Raw genomic sequence first — 16040 nt, 5'->3', positions numbered from 1 at the left:
CGTTGGCGAACTCATCCTCTCCCTTCAAGAGCGCGACCGCACGGCTCCACGAGCGCGAGGCCAAGCGGCAGGCCGTACTCCTGGCAGCCGTGCGGATGTTCAACGAGCGCGGCTTTCACGCGACCTCGCTCGACGACGTCGCGACGAGCCTCGGGATCACGAAGCCGACGATCTATCACTACCTCGGCAACAAGGATCAGATCCTGCTCGAATGCGTGACCTTCGGCCTCGAGCAACTGCTCGAGGCGGTCGAGGAATCGCGCGCGGTGACCGGGACCGGGCTCGAGCGCCTGCGGGCGTTCCTGCGCCGCTATGCCGAGATCAACATGGGGGATTTCGGACGCTGCGTGATCCGCACCGGGGACGAGGCCTTGTCGCCGGAGAGCGCGCGCTCCTTCAGGGCCCTCAAGAAGCGGATCGACCAGGCGATGCGCGACCTGATCGCCGAGGGGATGGAGGACGGCTCGATTGCCCGGGGCGATCCGTGGATCGCCGCCTTCACCCTCGCCGGGGCCTTGAACTGGCCCGCACGCTGGTACGATCCGCAAGGGGCGCGAGGGCCGGCCGAGGTGGCGTCCGAGATGGTCGACTTCCTGACCCTGGGGCTGGCGCCGAGGGAGTGAGAGCCTGCTTGATTGCCCCTACGGCGCTCGGAGCATTTTTGATTGCATTCCATAGCATTGACACCCGCCGTCATTCCGGGGCCGCGCAGCGGCGCCCGGAATGACGGCGGGTCTGAATACGGTCGATCAGGTCAAACAGCCTCTGAGTTCCTGCATCAGCCCGCGTATTCGGACCGCAACTCGCGCTTGAGAAGCTTGCCGGCCGTGTTGCGGGGCAGATCGGTGCGGAAGATGATCCGCTTGGGCAGCTTGAACGGCGCGAGCTGACCACGGGCATGGGCGATCAGGGTCGCCTCGTCGGCGGCATGGTCGGGACGCAGCACCACCACTGCCGTCACCGCCTCGATCCATTTCGGATCGGGCAAGCCGATCACCGCCACCTCCGACACCGCCGGGTGGGTGAACAGCGCCTCCTCGACCTCGCGGCTCGCCACGATGGTGCCGCCCGTCTTGATGACGTCCTTCATCCGGTCGACGACCGTGATGTAGCCCGCCTCGTCCATCACTCCGACATCGCCCGAGTGGAACCAGTCGCGGACCGTGGCGCCGTGCCGTCCGGGCGAAGGCGTCCGAGATGGTGTTGCGGCGTGTCCTCGTGCCCGGATCCGGCTCTCTGCCGTCGATCCCCTGCATCGTGTTCCTCCTCGTGGCGTAGGCCGTCGGGCTTCTTCGTCGGGCGGCCGCTTCGCCGGCTCACCTTGGGCATCGCCCCTGCGCGACGCATGAAGCGCCGCCCGGATCCACTGCAGGCGCCGGATGCCTGCATTGTGCTCTTGCGTCCCCGCCGTCGCCTGACGCGAAGCTTGCGGCTGCGTCTAGGTATGATCTATACTGGCAAGTAAGATAACGTCAACGAGACGGAGTCCGGATCTCTGGGGCAAGCCAGAAACGGCCTCGCCGTCGGTCGCGAGATGGATCGCGCGGTCGGAAGGACGACGAGGCCCGGGTCACCGTCCAGCCGGGTTCGCAGGTGCGGCTTGCTGGGCCCGGCAGAGGCCCGCGAGCAGCTCCAAGCGGCCCTAATCAGGGACTGAGGCACCGGACGGAACTGTCCGGGCCTCCGGAGGAGGAAACGACGATGAACGGCTCTCTCACCCGACGGACGATTCTGGGAGGACTCGCTGCGCCAGCCCTGGTCGGCCTGTCAGGCCGCGGCGCGAACGCTGCCACCGGCCCGGTCACCATCGGTGCGCTCAGCGACCTGTCCTCGGCCTATGCCGACATCAGCGGCCCGGCGCTGGTGAAGTCGGTGCAGATGGCGATCGACGATTTCGGCCCCTGCCTCGGCCAGAAGGCGAAGCTCGTCTCCGCAGATTGCCAGCTCAAGCCGGACGTGTCCTCGGCCATCGCCCGGCGCTGGTACGACCAGGAGGGCGTCGACGCGATCATCGACCTGCCCTCGACCGCCATCGCGCTGGCGATCATGCAGCTCTCCGCCGAGCGCAAGAAGATCGTGCTGGCGACCAGCCCCGGCTCGTCCGACATCACCGGTAAGTTCTGCTCGCCATACACCACGCAATGGACCTATGATTCGCATGCGATGGCGAAGACCATCGGTCCGGCGATCGTCCGGGACGGCGGCGACAGCTGGTTCTTCATCGCGGCCGATTACGGCTTCGGGGCCGCGCTGGTGAACGACATGTCCCAGGTGGTGCAGGCCGCCGGCGCGAAGGTGCTGGGAACCGTCCGCGCGCCCCTCGGCACGCCGGACTTCTCCTCCTACCTGCTCCAGGCGCAGGCCTCGGGGGCGAAGGTGGTGACGCTCGCCAATGGCGGCGCCGACGCGGTCAACTGCATCAAGCAGGCGACGGAATTCGGGCTTCAAGGGGCCGGCCAGCGCGTCGCCGCGATGGTGCTGATGGACACCGACGTGCGCAGCATAGGGCTGCCGATCGCGCAAGGAACGCTCCTCGCCACCGCCTTCTACTGGGACCGGACGCCGGAATCCCGCGCCTGGTCGCAGCGCTTCCGCGCGCTGGTCGGACGGATGCCGACCATGCTGCAGGCCTCGGCCTACAGCCAGACGACCCACTACCTGAAGGCTGTGCAGGCTGCCGGCACCCGGGACGCGGACCGCGTCATGGAGACGATGCGGGCGCTGCCGGTCGACGACTTCTACGTCCGGAACGGCCGGGTGCGGAAGGACGGACTGATGCAGCACGACATGTACCTGGCCAAGGTCAAGCGGCCCTCCGAGTCGACCGGCGACTGGGACCAGTACACCCTTGTCGCGACCGTGCCGGGCAGCGAGGCGTTCCGGTCGCTGGAGGGCAGTGCCTGCAAACTCGCCTGATGCGGTTTGTACTTATGCTGTACAGTCAATGACGATGAGCCGGTTGAATACCGGCTCATCGACGAGAGCACGGCCTTGCGGCGCGGCAGAGGCGCCCGGCCACGCCGTTCGGCCTCGAAGGGCCTTGCGGACACGCATCACGGCACTCCTCGGCATCCAACATCCGATCGTCCAGGACGGCATGATGTGGATCGGCACGGCCGAGATGGCGTCGGCCGTCTCCAACGCAGGGGGGCTCGGCATCCTGACGGCCCTGACCCAGCCGACACCGGATGCCCTCCGGCACGAGATCGCTCGCCGCCGGGAGATGACCGGCAAGCCGCTCGGCGTGAACCTGACGATCCTTCCGTCAGTTTCGCCACCGCCCTGTGCGGACGACCGGCGGGCGATCATCGAGTGCGGCGTCAGGGCCGTCGAGACCCCCGGGAGCCCTACCGCCCGGAGTTCAACCTGATCGAGCAGGCCTTCGCCAGGCTCAAGACGCTGCTGCACACCGCGGCGGCGCGCAAGGTCGAAGACCTGCATGCTGCGATCCGGCCGGCTTTCGCCGCCTTCACGCTCCAGGAGTGCCGCAACGACCTCAAGGCTGCCGGGTACCAGGATGACCGCCGCGTTTCCGCCTGATCGAGCGACGCTCGAAGACCCGAGATCCCCCCGCGCCCCGTCCCGACCGTTCAGTGGAGGCTCTGCGATGGCGTTGCCGCTCGATTCCCGGCTCTCCCGTGCCGGGTGGAACTTCGTGGGTCCGAACCCAGGTGCCGCCGCAGCATGAGCGCGAGTGCAGGCGAGTGCCATGGCCGGTGCGCGACATCCACGATGGGGATCGCCGAGAGTACTTCCGGCCTCACCGCGTCCGCGGCCGACAGCAAGACCACGATGGGGCGATCGACGATCCGGGCGGCCCGGCTGGCGAAGGTGAGCCCCAGGGATCCGGACGGCTGGTTGCCGACGATCAGCAGGTCGTCGGGAGTCGAGCGGGTCTTCCGACGGCGATCATCGAAGGTCTGAAAATGACGCATTGCGGCCAGCGCCCCCATCTTCTCGTCGATGAAAGACCTACCACAGAAGGCCGCCTCAGGGTTGGGCGAGCGCTACGAGTCGCGGGATGCGGCCGAGGCCGCAGCGCGGGCGAAGAGCACGGGCTTCTATAGAGAAGACATCGAGTTGACGGCGCGGCGGGCCAAGATCCGGATCGGCATCATCCATAATCCCAGGCATGATCATGCCTGGATCATAGCGATGTCGGACAAGGCGAGTTCTCGAACGACGCTGGAACTCTGATCGACCAGTCTGTGTGAAACCGGGAGCAGGATCCGACACGTCCCCGTACCTTGGCCTCCATGGCGAGGCGTGGCATCCGGCCCCGACCCTGCGGGCAGCGCCCCGACGCTGCCCCGGGCGCCGCCGATCAGGCGAAGTGGAAGTCGCCGGCCGACAGGGTCCTCAACGTCGTGCTCTGCAGCGTCACCGTGTGGTCGAGGCCGGCCGTGATGACCACGTCCGCCCCGACCTGAGCGGCGTGCGCCCTCACCTCGGCGAAGCTCGCGAAGGTGGCATGGTCGAACTGGACCGCGTCAATGCGCGGCCTGAAGTCCGTCACGGTCGCCCGGCCGAACCCCGGCGCGAGCACGAACGTGTCGGCCCCCGCCCCGCCAGTCAGGATGTCGGTGCCAGCGCCGGCGATCAGCACGTCGTCGGCCCGGCTGCCGATCAGCCGGTCGTCGCCGTTGCCGGCGATCAGCATCGTAGCCGTGTCGAACCCGAACGGGTGCCCAGGCGAGGACGGCCCGGGTCCTGCCGGCCGGCGCGCGACCGGACCGGGCCCCGCCGCGACGGATGTCGCCGCGAGGGTGTCATCGCCGTCCGTACCCATGACGACGGCCTGGCCCGGGGCGGCGGTCGCGATGGTCAGGGACCCGGTGGTGGAGCCACCATGGCCGTCATCGGCCGTGTAGGTGAAGCTGTCGAGCGGCACGAGGCCGGGCGGTACGATCTGGGCGAGAAGACCGCGCAAACCGGCCTCGTAGGCGTAGCTGCCGTCCGGGCGCAGGGTCAGCGTGCCATAGGCACCGGCGATCGTCGCCGCCCGACCGGGGGCGAGCGCGGCCGCGCCGCGGGCGCCGCGGACCGTCGTGACCGACAAGGTATCGTGGGCATCCACGTCCCAGTCGTTGGCGAGCACGCCCCTGTCCGCACCGATCACGAGACGGCCGAGGGACCTCAACCCGGCGATGTCCCCTTGCGCCGTGGGCGCGTCGTTCTGGCCGATCAGCGTCACCGTCACGGCTTGGCTGGCCCGCCCACCGTGGTGATCGTCGATGCCGATCGTCGAAACCAGGGTGACCCGCTCGCCGGCGCCAAGGCCGTCGATCGCCTCGTCGGGCAGGCCGAAGCGCCAGTCGACCGCGCCGGCCTGCTGCTCCGCGGATCCGGTGACGAGGCTGAAGGCCGAGGTAATGGCCGCCGCCTGGGCGGCCGTCAGCTCCCGGCCCGCCCCCGCCGCATCCGCGTAGGCGAGGGTCTGTCCGGTGATCGCGGCGGTGGGCCGGTCGCCGAGATCGGCGTCCTCGAAGACGATCCGGCCAGCCGTACCATTGAGGACGCTGCTGCCGGTCCGGCCCCTCTGCTCTGTCACCACCCCGGCGATCAGCGAGCGCGCCTGATCGACCACCGGGGCGTCGTTGGTGCCGGTGACGGTGAAGGCGACCGGCTGCGTCGCGACCGCGCCGGCATCGTCTGTGACGCTCGCCGCATAAGTTGCCGTTAGGGTCTCGCCGGCGCCAAGGCCGTCGGCGAGACGATCGGCGAGGGCGAAGTCGATCGCGACGCGGCCGCTCCCCTCGGTCAAGCGCGCCGTCACGGCATCTGCGAGGGCCGCCCTCAGGCCGGCAGGGAGGTCGCCGCCCGACCACGCCACCCCGGTCAGCGCGACGCCGGCCATGTGCGCGTCGCTCAGGTCGGCATCCGTGAAGGCGAGGCTCGCCGCCGCTCTCAGGATGGCGTCCCCTTCGGTGCTGCCGGCGATTTCGGTCATCGCGTGGCCACCCGCATCGGCGGCCAGCACCGGCGCGTCGTTGCTGCCGATGATCCGGATCGTCACCGTGCCGTCGCCGGTCCCCGTCGGGGCGTGACCGTCATCCGGGGTGATTCGGTAGGACAGGTCGAGTTCTTCCCCGTCGGCGAGGAAGTCAAAGGCCTGGAGCCCGGAATCGAAGCGCCAGTCCAGCGGGCCGGTGGTGTGGGCGTCGTCGATGACGGTGCCCGGGGTCACCGAGAGGTATCCCAGGAGTTCCGCGTCGGTGAGGCCGCCCCGCGGCCCGGTCGCGATCACGCCCGAGACGGCGGCCGTCACCGGGTCGGCGAGGTCGGGATCGGTCACCGTCAGGGTGCCGGACGCCGAGAGCCCGTCATCGGCCTCGACGAGCGGGTCCGCCGGGCCGGCGCTGTCCCCGTCCCGGACGGTGACGGCCGGGGCGTCGTTGGTCCCGGTGAGGGTCACGGTCACCGGCTGCGTCGCCGTTCCGCCATGGCGGTCATCGATCGCGATGTCGTAGGTCTGGACCAGGACCTGCCCGGCGGCGAGGCCGTCGATCGCGCCGTCCTCGACCGAGAAGGTCCAGCCGATCGTCCCACCCGCGAGGGCGCCGTCGTCGAGCGTGAAGGCACCGAGATAATCGGCCCCGCGCGGGGTGGCCCGCGCCACCAGGATATCGCCCGCATCGGGATCCGCGACGGTCACGGCGCCGCTCACCACGTGCGGCGCGGCGCTGCCGTCCGCCCATTCGGTCACCGTGCCGGCCTGCAGGCCAGAGGTGACGACCGGCGCGGTGTTGCGCAGCCGCAGGGACACCGCGTCGAGTTCGACGCCGTTGAGGTCGCCGGAGGCCGCGTTGCCGGTGCTCTGGAAGACGAGCTGGTTGGCGGTGCCGCCGGAGGCGGTCGCGCCGCCCACGACCTGCACGGTGACCGTCTGCCAGGTCTGTCCGGCGGCGGGCGCCGGCTGGCCCGCGCTCGCGCCCGCCCTGATCGTGCCGGTGCCTGGATCGAAGCCCGGGGAGGTGCTGTAGACGAGCGCCCCGCCCCAGAACACGGTGACGCCGTCGTCGCTGCGCCCGGGATCGCCATCGGCGATCGAGAAGGTCAGGTCGTAGGTCTGGCCCGCCTGCACCCCCGCGACGGTCTGGGCGAGGCGGATGTTGCTGCCGGTGGTGCCGCCGACGAGGTCGACGTAGTAGTTGCCGTCGAGGGCATCGACGGGATTGTTCGCGCTGTCGAGGGCGCGCGGCCCGTGAACCTCGATCCGCTTGTATCGGCTGAGGTCGGTCCAGCCGGCGATGCTGCCCGGGCTGGCCCCGCTGTCGTTGCGGTAGCCCCAGCTGCCCGGGTTGTTGGCGCCGGTCAGGTCGTCGAAGCTGCCGTTGCGGATCAGGTTCGGGTGGGCCTCGATCGCCACCAGCGAGATCGCGTCGATCGCCGCGCCCTGGCCGCCGGTCAGCGCGGTCCCGGTCTGCGCGCCCTGGATCACGAGCTGGTTCGTGCCGTCGCCGGCCCCGCCGACCAGGTCGAGGGTGATCGTCTGCCAGACCGGCTTGGTCGGGTAGGCGCTGTTGAGGATGTTCGGCGGCGTGCCGGTCCAGACGGTCTGGCCACCCCAGGAGATGGTGAGCGGGTCGCTGGCGGTGGTCGCGGTGTTGGCGACCGAGACGCTCAGCGCGTAGGTCGTGCCGGCAGTGATCCCGGCGACGCTCTGGGCGAGCTGGGCATTGGCGCCGCCACTGTTGAGATCGACGGCGTAAGACCCCTCGGCCGGATCGATCCGGTTCTCGGACGAGGCCGCCTTGGTGCCGTGCAGCTCGATCGGGCGGCCGGCGAGGTCGGCCCAGCCCGAGACCGTCACCGTGCCGGCCGATCCGGCGATCCGGCCGGTGCCGCCGGTCCCGAGGGCGCCGGTCACGTCGTCGAAGCTGCCGTTGATCAGGAGGTTGGTGCGCCGGTCGATCGTCAGGCGCTGGGTCGCGGTCGCCGTACCGCCATGGCCGTCGCTCACCGTGAAAGTGAAGGCGTCGCTGCCGCTGAAGCCCACGGTTGGCACGTAGCGGAAGCTGCCGTCCCGCGCGACCACGACGTCGCCGTGGGCGGCGTCACGACCGAGGCCGAAGGTCAGGGGCGTGTCGCCGTCCGGGTCGGTCGCCTGCAACCGGCCGACGATGACGGTGCCGGCCACGCCCTCGGCGCTGCCGTCATTGGCGACCGGCGCGTGGTTGTCGGATGGGGCCGCGCCGGGTTCGGCGATCTTGACGAGGCGCACGTCGTCGAGCGCCGCCCCGAAGGTGGTGACGGCCGGGTTGGGTTGGCGGCCGGCGAAGCGCAGGGTGTCGGAGCCGTCGCCGGCCCCGCCCACCACCCGGACACTGATGGGTTGCCAGGCACCGCCACTCTGCGGCGGGGCGCCCTGCCAGACCAGCTCGCCGCCCCAATAGACCGCGACCGCATCGTCCTTGAGCGTGGCATCGGCATCGGCGAGTGCGAAGCTGAGCTGGTAGGTGGCGCCGGCCTCGACATGGGCGACGGCCTGGGCGATGTCGGTGTTGGTGTTGTAGCCGTTCAGATCGACCCAGACGCGGCCGTCCCGGGCGGTCACGCCGTTCGCCGTGTCCCAATGCTGCTCGATGCGGGTGCGGTTGGCCTCGCTCCAGCCGGCGAGCGTGCCGGTGGGGTTGCGGTAGCCCCAGTCGCCGGTGCCGGTATTGCCGCTGGACTGGGACAGGTCCTCGAAGCTGCCGTTGACCACGAGGTCGGTGCCGAGCTGGATCCCCGGCTTGACGTCAAGGCCGACGGTGGCCTCGGCGACGCCGCCATGGCCGTCATTGACCAGGACGCGGAAGCCGTCCGTGCCGGTGAAGCCGGCCTCCGGCCGATAGGTGTAGATACCGTTGGGGTTGAGCGTGACCGCGCCGTGGCGCGGGCCTTCGCCGAGGCCATAAGCGAGGGAATCGCCGTCCGCGTCGCTGGCCCGGATGCGGCCGGTGAACGAGAAATCCCGGCTGACGGCGATTTCTTGTGCCTCCGCCACGGGGGCGTGGTTGTCCGGCACCGGCACGCCGGGATCGGCGAGCTTGACGACGCGCACCGCGCTCAAGCCCGCGTCGAACGTCCCCTGATCCTGCCCTGTCGCATCGTGGCCCGAGAACACCAGCCGGTTCGAGCCGTCGCCGGCCCCGCCGAGGAGGATGACCCGGACCTCGCCCGCCGGGCCGTCCGGCGCGCCCGCATACACCACCTCGCCGCCCCACCGCACGGTGACGCCGGCGTGCCCCGTGCCCTCGCCGAGGGAGAAGGCGAGCCGATAGGCCGCCCCGGTCTCGATCCCGGCGAGGTCCTGCGCGAGGATGCCGCTGCCGAGAGTGTTGCCGGCCGCCATGTCGGTGCCGAGGGCCACCGTCGACGGCAGCGCCAGGGCCGGCGCCCGCGCCAGCACCGAGGCGAGGCCGGGCAGGACCGCCGCCACCGCGGCGTCGGTCCCGCTCACGGCCTTCGCGGCAAGCTCGGTGCCGCTCCACGTCGTCCCGTCGGCGAAGCGGATCGCGGCGGGGCGATGGGTGGAATCGGCCCCGCCCCGGATCACCAGCGCGTCGGTGCCGTGCGGGAGGTTGGGATTGCCGCTCGTGTCGACGGTGCTGCGGAGGATCAGGTCGCCGTCCATCGCCGTGACGGTCAGGTCGCTCGCCACGATGCTGTCGAGCCGGATCGTCGTCGTGTCGGTCACGACGGCGAGATCGATGCCGTCGCCGGGGCGGAACCGGATCTCGTCCCCCTGCCCCGTCGCCACCACCACGTCGTTGCCGGCGCCCCCGACGAGCACGTTGGTGCCGGCGTCGCCGGCCAGGAAATCGGAGCCCCCGCCGCCGAAGAGCCGGTCGTCGCCCTCGCCCCCGAACAGCAGGTCGTTGCCGCCGTCGCCGTAGACCGTGTCGTCGCCGCCCCCGGCCCGCACGATGTCGTCGCCATCCATGGCATAGACCTGGAGGTTGCCGGCCCCCGACACCACGTCCCAGCCGGGGGTGCCGTAGACGACGCTGGCGCCCTGGATCGCCCCGAGCCCGCTCCGGGCCAAGCGCGTGTTGTCCTCGAACACGCCGTCGACCCCGAGCCGGATCAGCGCCTGGAGGTCGGATTGCGCGCCCTCGATGGTCCAGGCAGCGACCTTGAGACCCGCCGCATGCGCCGCCTCGACCTTGGCGGCGGTGAGGGAGCCGATGGGCGGCGCGATGATGTCCGCGTAAGCCGCGATCCCGGCCAGCGTGTCGGCGGAGCCGGAGAGCGACGTGACGAGCCGGAGCAGCGGCAGGTCGACGCCGTAGCGCGGCATGATCGTGTCGTGCAGGAGCGTCAGGTTGGCGGAACCGAAGCTCTGGATCACCACCCGGGCGGGATCGGAGAAGTCGCGGGCGACTAGGGTCCGGACCAGCGCCTCGGCCGCCGCGGCGCTCTGGTCCTTCAGTTCGGGAATGAGGCCGATGTCGCGGCCGGTGGCGATCGAGGCGTCCCGGACGAAGTCGAGGAGCTGGCCGAGGGTCAGCAAGGCCGGATCGGCGGCGAGCGCCTGGGCGTAGGTCAGGTTGGCAAAGCCGCCCGGCGCGTCGTCGTGGCTCGCCACGAGAACGCCGTCCTTGGTCAGGAAGAGGTCCGGCTCGACGAAGTCGGCACCCCAGTTGACGCCCCAGGTGAAGTTCGCGACCGTGGCATCGGCATACGGCGCGCCGCCGCCGCGGTGGCCGTAGAGGGTGAGGCTGTCGGACATGGGCGGTTCTCCGGGGTTTCGTGTTCGCGGGGATGTCCGCCTCAGCCAAGGCCGACGGAGAGCGGCGGCGCCACCGGGCACCGGACGAATTCGACGCCGGACAGGTCGAGGATCCGGCGGATGCCGGCCGGCGGTTCGGCCTCGCAGAACAGGGCCGTCACGTCCTCGATGCGCCCGCCATGCACGTGGGCGGGGCGGGCGAACTTCGAGGAATCGACCACCAGGTAGGAGCGGCGGCAGTTGCGCAGCATCGCCTCGCGCACCCGCACCTCCTCCTCCGAGAAGTCGAGCAGCGAGCCGTCGGGATCGACCCCGGCGACGCCGAAGATCGCGACGTCGACCTTGTAGGTCGTGAAGAAGGCCGGGCTGCACACGTCGAGGTCGCCCCCGCGCACCGCGCCGCCGGCGATCGACAGGGCGAAGTCCGAATTCTGGCCGACGATCAGGGCGAGCGGCAGGTTGTTGGTGACGATCTTGAGCCGCTTGTGGCCGAGCAGCGCCTCGGCGACGCATTGCGGCGTGGTGCCGATGCCGAGGGCGACGGATTCGCCGTCCCGCACCCGGGCCGCGACGGCAGCGGCGATGCTCTGCTTGGCGTCCCGGTTCAGCACGCGGCGATCCCCGAACGAGAGGTTCTTGTCGAGCCGCACCCGCTCGACGCCGCCGTGACGCCGCCGGGCGATCCCGCTGTCGCAGAGCGCACCGAGGTCGCGCCGGATGGTCTGGGTCGCAACGGCGAAGCGCTCGGCCAGCTCCTCGACCGTGATGAAGTCGCGGCTGCGCAGCATCTCGGTGATGGCGCTCTGGCGGGCCTCGGATCCACCGCCGACGCTCATTTGAAGTTCGTTGATATTCATATTCCCCTCCAACCACGCTCGAATGACGTAACTATGACACTTAGCCGGGCTCCCTCGCCGAATGCGAGATCATTCGCGCTTCATATGAATGTCACACCGCGCTCCTAGAACGTCTCCCCATGACACAGCCAGGTTTGACACAGGCCGGTTCGCCGCGGGGCGAGGTCGGGCTGCACGGCATCGAGAAATCCTTCGGCGCCACCCGGATCCTGTCCGGCATCACGCTCACGGTCCCGGCCGGCGGCCTCACGGTGCTGCTCGGTCCGTCCGGCTGCGGCAAGTCCACCTTGCTGCGCATCATCGCGGGGCTCGACGCAGCCGATTCCGGCACTGTCCGCATCGGCGGGCGGGACGTCTCGGCCGAGCCGCCGGCCCGGCGCGGCCTCGCGATGGTGTTCCAGTCCTACGCGCTCTTCCCCCACCTGACGGTCGCCGAGAATATCCTGTTCGGCCTCACGGTCCGGAAGGTGTCGCGGGCGGACAGGAACGCGCGGCTCGCCCGCGCCGCCGGCCTGCTGGGCCTGACCCCGCTCCTCGAACGGCGCCCGTCGCAACTCTCGGGCGGCCAGCAGCAGCGGGTGGCGCTCGCCCGCGCCATCGTGGCCGAGGCCTCGGTCTGCCTGATGGACGAGCCGCTCTCCAACCTCGACGCGCAGCTGCGCATGGAGATGCGGCGCGAGATCCGCGCCCTCCAGCAGCGCCTCGGCATGACGATGATCTACGTCACCCACGACCAGGTCGAGGCCATGACGATGGCCGACCGGGTCGTGGTGATGCGCGCCGGCCATGTCGAGCAGAACGCGACGCCGGCCGAACTCTACGAGCGGCCGCAATCGGGCTTCGTCGCGCGCTTCGTCGGCACCCCGCCGATGAACGTGGTGCCGGCGTCGAGCCTCGCCGGCCAGGGCTGGGCCCTGTCCGGCGCGCCGGGCGACCCCGACGGGCTCAGCCTCGGCGTGCGGCCGGAAAGCGTGCGGCTCGATCCCGCCGGAGTCCCGGCCGAGGTGGTGGGGGTCGAGTATCTCGGCGCCGACACGCTGATCGAGACCCGGCTCGGCGGTGCCTCCTTCGTCGCGCGCGCCTCAGGATGCGCCGGAGTGGCGGCCGGCGACACGGTCCGCCTCGCCTGGTCGCCGGGCGACGCCCACTGGTTCGACCGGGCAAGCGAGACGCGCGCGGCCTGAAATCCGGTCGCGGACCGCGACGGACAAAACGGGCGGCCCCGCGCCCGAACGACGATCCGAGCTTGGAGAGCACGATGGACAGGCGACAATTCCTGGCGGGCGGCGCGGCCTTGGTGGCTGGCGCAGGCCTGGCGACGACCGGCCTCGCCCGGCCGGCCCTGGCCCAGGGCGGGCCGACCGAGGTCAGCTTCTTCTATCCGGTGGCGGTCGGCGGCCCGATCACCAAGGTGATCGACGGCTACGCCGCCGCCTTCTCCAAGGAGAACCCGGACGTCAAGGTCACCCCGGTCTATGCCGGGACCTACCAGGACACGCTGGTCAAGGTGCTGACCGCGCATAAGAGCGGTACGCCGCCGACGCTGTCCGTGCTGCTCTCCACCGATACCTTCACGCTGATCGACGAGGAGGCGATCGTCCCGGTCGACGGGTTTGTCAAGTCGGCGGAGGACAAGGCCTGGCTGAAGGACTTCTTCCCGGCCTTCTTGCTGAACGGGCAGATCGGCGGCCAGACCTGGGGCATCCCGTTCCAGCGCTCGACCATCGTGCTGTACTGGAACAAGGACCTGTTCCGCGAGGCCGGCCTCGACCCCGAGACGGCGCCCGCGACCTGGGCCGAGCACACCGCCTTCGCGGAGAAGCTCACCAAGCGCGACGGCGCCGGCAACACCACGCAATGGGGCACGCAGATCCCCTCCTCGGGCTTCCCCTACTGGATGCTCCAGGCGCTGGCGATCGAGGCTGGCGACGTGCTGGCGAGCCAGGACGGCGACCGCACCTATTTCGACAAGCCGGGCGTCGTCGAGGGCCTGCAATACTGGGTCGATCTCGCGCAGAAGCGGAAGGTCCTCGCGCCGGGCGTCGTCGAGTGGGCCACCACGCCGAAGGACTTCTTCGAGCGCAAGACCGCGATGATGTGGACCACCACTGGCAACCTGACGAACGTGCGCAACAACGCCAAGTTCGAGTTCGGGGTCGCGATGCTGCCGGCGCAGAAGCGCCGCGGCAGCCCGACCGGCGGGGGCAACTTCACCATCTCGAAGAAGGCCACGCCGGCCCAGCAGGAGGCGGCCTTCCGCTTCGCCAAGTGGATGACGCAGCCCGAGCGGGCGGCGCAGTGGAGCATCGACACCGGCTATGTCGGCGTCAGCCACGCGGCCTACGACACCAGGCTGATGAAGGACTACCTGGCTGGCTTCCCGCCGGCGGCGGTCGCCCGCGACCAGCTCGCCTACGCGGTGGCCGAGCTGTCGACGCACGAGAACCAGCGCGTGACGAAGGCGCTCAACGACAGCATCCAGGCGGCGCTCCTCGGCTCGAAGACGCCCGAGAAGGCGCTCAAGGACGCGCAGGCCGATGCCGAGCGCATCCTGAAGTCCTACCGCTGACCCCTTCGGGCCCGGATGGCCACGCGCCGTCCGGGCCCCTCCCCTTCCTCCCGGACCGATCGATGACCCGCCGCGTCTCCGCCGCCCTTCAGGGCTGGCTGCTGCTCATGCCGGCGATGCTCCTGCTCGTCGCCTTCACCCATTGGCCGGCCCTGGCGAGCCTGTTCGAGAGCGTCACCTCGACGGCGCGGCCGCGCCGGCCCTCGCACTTCGTCGGCGCCGCCAATTTCGAGCAGATGTGGGCCGACCCGGTCTTCTGGCAGTCGCTCACCAACAACCTGTGGTTCGCCGCCGCCACGATCCCGCTGTCGATCGGGCTCGCCCTCCTGATGGCGGTCTGGGTCAACGACCGCATCCCCGGGCGCACCTTCGCCCGCATGGCCTATTTCACCCCGACGATCCTGCCGATGATCGCGGCGGGCAACATCTGGCTGTTCTTCTACACGCCGCAATACGGATTGCTGGAGCAGATCACCGGCGCCCTGGGCTTTCCCTCGCACAACTGGCTCGGCTCCGCCGACACGGCGCTGGCGGCGGTGACGCTGGTGGCGGTGTGGAAGGAGGCCGGCTTCTTCATGATCTTCTATCTCGCGGCGCTCCAGGCGATCCCGCCGGTCCTGGCCGAGGCGGCCGCCCTCGAGGGCGCCTCGCGCTGGACCTATTGTCGCCGGGTACAGCTCCCGCTCCTGATGCCGACGACGCTGTTCGTCCTGATCAACGCCGTCATCAACGCCTTCCGGACCGCCGACCTGATCATCGTGATGACCCGGGGCGGGCCGGACAACGCGACCTCGCTGTTGCTCTTCCACATCTACCAGGTCGGCTTCACGTTCTGGGACACGTCCTACGCCGCCGCACTGACCCTCGTCCTGATCGCGCTCCTCGCGGTCGTGGCCCTGGTCCAGTACGGCTGGCTTGAGCGCAAGGTTCATTACCAATGAGCAGCCCGGCCGACCTCACGCTCGCGCCCCTGGCGCCGTCCGTCGCGGCTCCGCCAGCAGCCCGCAGCAAGGCGCCCGCGCGCAGCGACCCCTACGCCCCGCGCGGGATCTGGCGCCTGATCGAGGGCGCCGGCGCCGGCCTGCTCGCGCTCATCTGGATCGCGCCGCTGCTCTTCGCCGCCTGGGCCGCCTTCCACGCGCCGGACGCCACGACCCGCCTGCGCCTCGACGCCCCCCTGACCCTGGAGAACTTCTACCGGGCCTGGGACGCGGCGCCCTTCGCGCGCTACTTCCTCAACACCTTCGTGCTGGTGACGCTGATCTTCGCCTGCCAGGTCGTGCTCGGCACGCTCGGGGCCTACGCCTTCGCGCGGTTCGACTTTCCCGGACGCGGCATCGCCTTCGCGCTCGTGCTGGTGCAGCTGATGATCATGCCGGATGTGCTGGTGGTCGAGAATTACCGTACCATGACCCGGCTCAACCTCGTCGACACGATCCCCGGCATCGCGCTGCCCTACATCGCCTCGGCCTTCGGCATCTTCCTCCTCCGTCAGACCTTCAAGACCGTGCCGCGCGAGCTCGACGACGCGGCCCGGGTCGAAGGCGCCGGTGCACTCCAGATCCTGCTGCGGGTCTACGTCCCCCTCGCCCGGCCGGTCTACATCGCCTATGGCCTCGTCTCGGTCAGCTACCATTGGAACAACTTCCTCTGGCCGTTGATCGTCACGAACTCGGTCGAGGCGCGCCCCCTGACGGTCGGACTCCAAGTCTTCGCCGGCGGCGACCAGGGCGTCGACTGGGCGGTGATTTCGGCCGCCACGCTGATGAGCGCGGCGCCGCTGCTGATCGGTTTCCTGCTGTTCCAGCGGCAGTTCATGCAAAGCTTCATGCGCGCCGGCATCCGGTGAGGGGCCTGCGCCACGCCTCCGAGCCTTCCCATGCATTCGGTGCTACGC

At 70.3% G+C, this 16040-nt stretch carries 12 protein-coding genes and 1 pseudogene; 9 read left to right on the top strand and 4 right to left on the bottom strand.

Annotation, left to right across the window (positions count from 1 at the left end; translation table 11 throughout):
- Window positions 1–2 precede the first annotated feature (2 nt).
- Window positions 3–623, top strand: a complete 621-nt coding sequence (locus G4G93_RS30130; protein WP_246737116.1) for a TetR/AcrR family transcriptional regulator — start codon at window positions 3–5, stop codon at window positions 621–623.
- A gap of 155 nt (window positions 624–778) precedes the next feature.
- On the opposite strand, the gene G4G93_RS30125 is transcribed toward G4G93_RS30130, so the two are convergent.
- Entirely contained in the window at window positions 779–1126 is a 348-nt protein-coding gene (locus G4G93_RS30125) for an AMP-binding enzyme (RefSeq protein ID WP_165090381.1), read from the bottom strand.
- Window positions 1127–1701: 575 nt separating this feature from the next.
- Between G4G93_RS30125 and G4G93_RS30120 the strand changes: the two genes are divergently transcribed.
- From G4G93_RS30120 to G4G93_RS30110, 3 genes and pseudogenes are all read left to right on the top strand, one after another.
- On the top strand, window positions 1702–2916 hold the full coding sequence (locus G4G93_RS30120; RefSeq protein ID WP_165090379.1) for an ABC transporter substrate-binding protein: 1215 nt from the start codon (window positions 1702–1704) through the stop codon (window positions 2914–2916).
- A gap of 28 nt (window positions 2917–2944) precedes the next feature.
- Window positions 2945–3370, top strand: a complete 426-nt coding sequence (locus G4G93_RS36255; protein WP_395414206.1) for an NAD(P)H-dependent flavin oxidoreductase — start codon at window positions 2945–2947, stop codon at window positions 3368–3370.
- Window positions 3349–3540 (top strand): annotated as a pseudogene (locus tag G4G93_RS30110) (IS630 family transposase); the annotation flags it as partial. The gene G4G93_RS36255 and the pseudogene G4G93_RS30110, both read left to right, overlap by 22 nt.
- A gap of 50 nt (window positions 3541–3590) precedes the next feature.
- Here G4G93_RS30110 and G4G93_RS30105 read toward each other — a convergent pair.
- Window positions 3591–3953: a hypothetical protein gene (locus tag G4G93_RS30105; protein ID WP_165090374.1), complete on the bottom strand. Its 363-nt coding sequence runs from the start codon at window positions 3951–3953 to the stop codon at window positions 3591–3593.
- A gap of 43 nt (window positions 3954–3996) precedes the next feature.
- Between G4G93_RS30105 and G4G93_RS30100 the strand changes: the two genes are divergently transcribed.
- Window positions 3997–4197, top strand: coding sequence for a hypothetical protein (locus G4G93_RS30100; RefSeq protein WP_165090372.1), 201 nt, complete (start codon window positions 3997–3999; stop codon window positions 4195–4197).
- Window positions 4198–4324: 127 nt separating this feature from the next.
- Here G4G93_RS30100 and G4G93_RS36245 read toward each other — a convergent pair whose 3' ends face one another.
- Together G4G93_RS36245 and G4G93_RS30090 are read right to left on the bottom strand one after the other, a co-directional pair.
- Window positions 4325–10717, bottom strand: a complete 6393-nt coding sequence (locus tag G4G93_RS36245; RefSeq protein ID WP_165090369.1) for an Ig-like domain-containing protein — start codon at window positions 10715–10717, stop codon at window positions 4325–4327.
- Window positions 10718–10758: 41 nt separating this feature from the next.
- Complete coding sequence (locus G4G93_RS30090; protein WP_206290106.1) at window positions 10759–11574, bottom strand: DeoR/GlpR family DNA-binding transcription regulator; 816 nt, start codon at window positions 11572–11574, stop codon at window positions 10759–10761.
- A 119-nt stretch (window positions 11575–11693) separates the two neighbouring features.
- Here G4G93_RS30090 and G4G93_RS30085 point away from each other — a divergent pair, with 119 nt between their 5' ends.
- The 4 genes from G4G93_RS30085 to G4G93_RS30070 all read left to right on the top strand — a co-directional run bounded on the left by G4G93_RS30085 (window position 11694) and on the right by G4G93_RS30070 (window position 15992).
- A complete protein-coding gene (locus G4G93_RS30085) occupies window positions 11694–12758 on the top strand; it encodes an ABC transporter ATP-binding protein (RefSeq protein ID WP_165090367.1) in 1065 nt (354 codons plus the stop codon).
- Between the two features lie 74 nt (window positions 12759–12832).
- Window positions 12833–14143 (top strand): ABC transporter substrate-binding protein, encoded by a 1311-nt coding sequence (locus G4G93_RS30080; RefSeq protein ID WP_165090364.1) that lies wholly within the window; start codon window positions 12833–12835, stop codon window positions 14141–14143.
- A 62-nt stretch (window positions 14144–14205) separates the two neighbouring features.
- The gene (locus G4G93_RS30075) at window positions 14206–15084 is read left to right on the top strand and encodes a carbohydrate ABC transporter permease (RefSeq protein WP_165090362.1); all 879 of its coding nucleotides are present in this window, start codon (window positions 14206–14208) and stop codon (window positions 15082–15084) included.
- Window positions 15081–15992 (top strand): carbohydrate ABC transporter permease, encoded by a 912-nt coding sequence (locus G4G93_RS30070; RefSeq protein ID WP_165090359.1) that lies wholly within the window; start codon window positions 15081–15083, stop codon window positions 15990–15992. Before G4G93_RS30075 ends, G4G93_RS30070 begins: the two co-directional genes overlap by 4 nt.
- Window positions 15993–16040: the final 48 nt, after the last annotated feature.

Origin of the sequence: Methylobacterium sp. DB0501 (assembly GCF_011043735.1) — a bacterium.
Lineage (GTDB): Bacteria > Pseudomonadota > Alphaproteobacteria > Rhizobiales > Beijerinckiaceae > Methylobacterium > Methylobacterium alsaeris.
The sequence above is the reverse complement of the archived record's forward strand: the minus strand, read 5'-3'. Positions and strand labels throughout refer to the sequence as shown.